The sequence below is a fragment of the Planomonospora algeriensis genome (assembly GCF_977012225.1).
This window is the reverse complement of record NZ_CDRNDK010000718.1, coordinates 1-2,238: the sequence shown is the minus strand read 5'-3', so window position 1 is coordinate 2,238 and position 2,238 is coordinate 1. Positions and strand designations below refer to the sequence as shown.

The 2,238-nt window shown below is 74.9% G+C and carries 2 protein-coding genes; one reads left to right on the top strand and one right to left on the bottom strand.

Features of this window, described 5'->3' with window-relative positions; all coding sequences use genetic code 11:
• Positions 1 to 523 (bottom strand): hypothetical protein (locus ACWJ6R_RS34970; RefSeq protein WP_449066310.1); only part of this gene is annotated, 523 nt, incomplete at its 3' end.
• Between the two features lie 155 nt (positions 524 to 678).
• Between ACWJ6R_RS34970 and ACWJ6R_RS34965 the strand changes: the two genes are divergently transcribed.
• Positions 679 to 2,118, top strand: coding sequence for a sensor histidine kinase (locus ACWJ6R_RS34965; protein WP_449066309.1), 1,440 nt, complete (start codon positions 679 to 681; stop codon positions 2,116 to 2,118).
• Positions 2,119 to 2,238 lie beyond the last annotated feature (120 nt).

Sequence of the window (2,238 nt, the reverse complement as noted above, 5' to 3'; positions counted from 1 at the left end):
TCCGGGGCCGCGGCCCGGTCCGGCCGACGGGGGGGCCGCCGGGGGCGGCGCTGCGCCGTACCGCCGTGTTCGCCGCGCTGTACCTGGTGGCCACGCTGGCGGGGCGGATGACCCTGATCGAGGGGACCACCCTCAGCCTGGTGTGGCCCGCCGCGGGGGTCTCGGTGCTGTGGTTCCTGGCGCAGCGCCGCGCCCGGACGCGGTGGCCGGATCTGGCGGCGTTCGCGCTGTGCACGCTGGCCGTCAACATGTGGACCGGCGCCTCCTTCGGGCTCGCCGTCTGCTTCACGGCGGCGAACCTCGCCCAGGTGGTGGCGTTCCTGCTGCTGTTCGCGCGATTATCCCCGGAGTCGTGGACGGCCGAGGGCCTGGGCGAGCTCGTCCGGGTGCGGCAGCTGTGGCGGCTGCTGCAGGCCGCGGCCGGGGCCACCCTCTGCGGGGCGGTCGTCGTCTCGGCCGGGATATGGCTGATCGGCGCCCACGTCTCGTGGCTGGGCACATCGGTGTGGATCGCGCGCAACATCGTCAGCATCGTGCTGATCGGCGGGGTCGGACTGCGCCTGGCGGCGCTGTTCCGCGTCCACCCCCTGCGCCCCGGGCCCGGCTCCGCCTGGTCCGCCGCACGGGACGCGCTGCGCACGGCCCCCCCGGTGGCGGAAGGCCGAGTACGCGGCCCTGGTGCTGGCGTCCGCCACGGCGTACGTCGTGGCGTTCGGCCTGAGCCACGGCCTTCCCCTGGCGTTCCCGCTGCTCGTGGTCACGGTCTGGGCCGGCCTGCGATTCAGCACGACCTTCGTCGTCATGCACGACATGCTCGTCGGCGCGACCGCCATCCTGTTCACCCTGTACGGGCACGGCCCGTTCGCGACGATCGGCTCGCCGCCCGTCCGGGCGTTCGTGGCGCAGGCCTTCGTCGCGATGGTCGCCGTGGTCGGGCTCGCGCTCGCGCTCGGCCGCGACGAGCGCGACGGCCTCCTGCGGCAGCTCGCCGCCGCCGAGGAGTCGGCCTCCGAGCAGGCCGGGCTCCTGGCCACGATCGTGGACGCGATGCACGACGGGCTGGTCGTGATCGATTCCGGGGGGCGCTTCCTCATGCGCAACCGCGCCGCCGCGAACCTGCTCGACGACCTGGGCCCGCCCGGCGTCCCCCTACCCGGTACGGCCGGCGTCGACGTCGGGCACTTCGGGCTGTTCCACCCCGACGGCACGCCCATGGACGAGGCGGAACTGCCGTACCGGCAGGCCCTGACCGGTCAGGAGATCCGTGCGGTGGACCTGCTCGTGCGCAACCGGGCCATGCCCGAGGGCCGCATGTTCAGCGTCAGCGCGACCTGCCTGCCCACCGGGGTCGGGGCCGAGGACGAGGCCGCGGTCGTGGTGGTCTTCCACGACGTCACCGCCGAACGCCGCGACCGCGACGAACTCGCCGCGTTCGCCGGGGTCGTCGCGCACGACCTGCGCAACCCCCTGTCGGCCGTGGACGGCTGGATCGACGTCCTGGACGAGACCGTCGAGGCCGTACCCGGCGGCGCGCCGGACATGGCGGTCGAGAGCATCGCCCGCATCCGGCACGCCTGCGCCCGCATGCGCAACCTGATCAACGACCTGCTCACGCACAGCACCGCGCGGGCCGTGGCCCTGTCCCCGGTCCCCGTCGACCTGGGGGAGACCGTCCGGGAGGTCATCGCCACGCGCAGCGGCGACGACGCGGCGGCGGGCAGGGACAACCGGCCGGAACCCCGCTTCCAGGTCGGCGATCTGCCCCGGGTCGAGGCCGATCCGGTGCTCCTGCGCCAGCTGCTGGACAACCTGATCGGCAACGCGACCAAGTACGTCGTGCCGGGCGCCGTACCGGAGATCACCGTCACCGCCGAGCCCGCGGAGGATGGATGGGTCCGCGTCGAGGTCGCCGACCGCGGCATCGGCATCCCGCCGGGGCAGCACGAGGCGGTCTTCGAGAACTTCCACCGCGCCCACCACGCCGCCGGCTACACCGGCAGCGGGCTGGGCCTGGCCATCTGCAAGCGCATCGTGGAACGCCACGGCGGCACCATCGGTGTCCGGGACAACCCCGGCGGGGGGACCCGGTTCCACTTCACCCTGCCGGCCGCCCCCTGAGAGCGGAGCCGCCCTCGGCCGGGGTGCCGGGCGGCCCTTCGGAGCGGGGCGCGGACGGTCCCTCCGGGCGGGGCGCGGGCCCTGGACGGCCCAGAGCGCGGTCCCGGACGCCGGACGGCC